Origin of the sequence: Pseudoalteromonas sp. MER144-MNA-CIBAN-0113 (assembly GCF_040308965.1) — a bacterium.
In the GTDB taxonomy this organism is placed as follows: domain Bacteria; phylum Pseudomonadota; class Gammaproteobacteria; order Enterobacterales; family Alteromonadaceae; genus Pseudoalteromonas; species Pseudoalteromonas tetraodonis.
The window spans coordinates 1-1,672 of record NZ_JBEOOG010000156.1 but is presented as its reverse complement, the minus strand read 5'-3'; the positions used below and the strand labels follow the sequence as shown (position 1 = coordinate 1,672).

1 protein-coding gene is annotated in these 1,672 nt (G+C 51.5%); it reads right to left on the bottom strand.

Features of this window, described 5'->3' with window-relative positions; genetic code table 11:
• Positions 1–36 precede the first annotated feature (36 nt).
• Positions 37–1,595 (bottom strand): IS3 family transposase gene (locus AAEY57_RS19105; RefSeq protein WP_350608564.1). Its coding sequence is split into 2 segments (ribosomal slippage): positions 37–1,109 and positions 1,109–1,595, totalling 1,560 coding nucleotides; the frame shifts between segments, so codons are not numbered across the junction.
• Between the last annotated feature and the right edge of the window lie 77 nt (positions 1,596–1,672).

Below are 1,672 nucleotides of genomic sequence, written 5' to 3'. Positions count from 1 at the left end.
CGGAGTTTTTCAAGGTAGTTGTCCGATTTTCCCGTTTTATGCTGCTGCCTGAGCCTGCACGATTTCCCGCTCCGGATTCAAACTTACTGGCCCTATAGGGCTCCAGTTTCTGGTTGCTCTGCCAGCCCACCGTTGTGGGTAGTCTGACTTAGCTTGTTCATATACCGCTTTACGCTTCTCCAGCAGAGCGACATCTTGTTGCTGATGCCGCTGCGCCGGTGTCACGAATCTTATGCCGCTATGGCGATGTTCGTGGTTGTAGAAGCGTGTAAATTCCAGCATCCACTCTCTGGCACAGCCGACTGTTGCAAAGCCACTTTTCGGCCACTGCGGGCAGTATTTCACTGTCTTGAACAATGACTCCACAAACGGATTATCATTACTCACTCTGGGCCGGCTGTAAGACGACGTCACACCCAGTTCTTGCAACTTGACCCTGAGCGTGCTGCCTTTCATCGGGCTGCCGTTATCCGAGTGCAGTACCAGTGGTTTAAACAGGCACTGCTCCCGTAGTACGGCGCGCTGTACTAACTCACTGGCCAGTTGACTGCATTCCTTGTCGTGCACTTCCCAGGCCACCAGTTTACGGCTGTAAATATCGATTATCGCGTATAAATACCAGTACAAACCACGTATGCCTGAGGGCATATAGCTGATGTCCCAACACCACACCTGATTGGGTGCTGAGGCACTGTAACTGGTGGGCATTGCACGCTTCTGAGGCGCTTTGCTTTTGCCTCGGTGGTGCTGCTGGTTTGCCGCTTTTAAAACCCGATACATTGTCGATTCTGACGCCAGATAAATGCCCTTGTCTGCCAACCGCGGCACAATTTGCGACGGCGGTAAGCTGGCATACTCTTCATCATTACAGGTTGCCAATATCTGCTCGCGCTCAGCGTCATTGAGCTTGTTCTTCGGCTCAGGCCTGATGGCTACTGGCCGTTTATCTTCAAGCACTGCACCTTGCTCATCCCGCCAACGGCGCAGTGAGCGTAGTGATATCTCCAGCTCCTGTGCAGCCTTATCACGCCTGGCACCGGCTAACACGGCTTCATCAAACCAGACCAGGTTTAAGTTGCGCTCACTAACCGTGGTTAACAGTCCTCGTCCTCCTCGCCGTAGTACGCTCTGAGCTTTTTTCGCAGCACCAGCAACGCTGCCGCCTCCGCCAAGGCTTTTTCTTTACGGTTAAGCTCGCGCTCTAATTGCTTAATGCGCTTTTTATCTTCTCTGGCCTGCTTTTTCTCAGCAACCTTGCGCTGAGCTTCGCTCATATTGCCCATCACACAGGCGCTGCGCCACTCTTTAACCTGCTCAACCAACAAGCCTTTTTCACGGCAATACTGGCTTAACTCGGCTTCAGATAACGGGGCAGTTTCAATTACCACCGCCAACTTTGCTTCTCCTGACCAATCGTCAGGCTTTTGTCCGCTTACCGGCACGGCATATCCTTGAGCTTTTAACTGATTGCGCCAATTGTACAGCGTCTGCTCAGAAATGCCTTCCTCTGAAGCCAACTGCGCCACAGAGCGATTTAACGGCGGTAATAACTTTTTTAATATTGCTTCTTTTCTTACTGGTGAATAAACAGCCATTTGAACCTGCTAACCACCCGCCGTCTGACTATAACTATTGTGAAAAGAAGACAGGACAACTACTCTGACACGGCGGG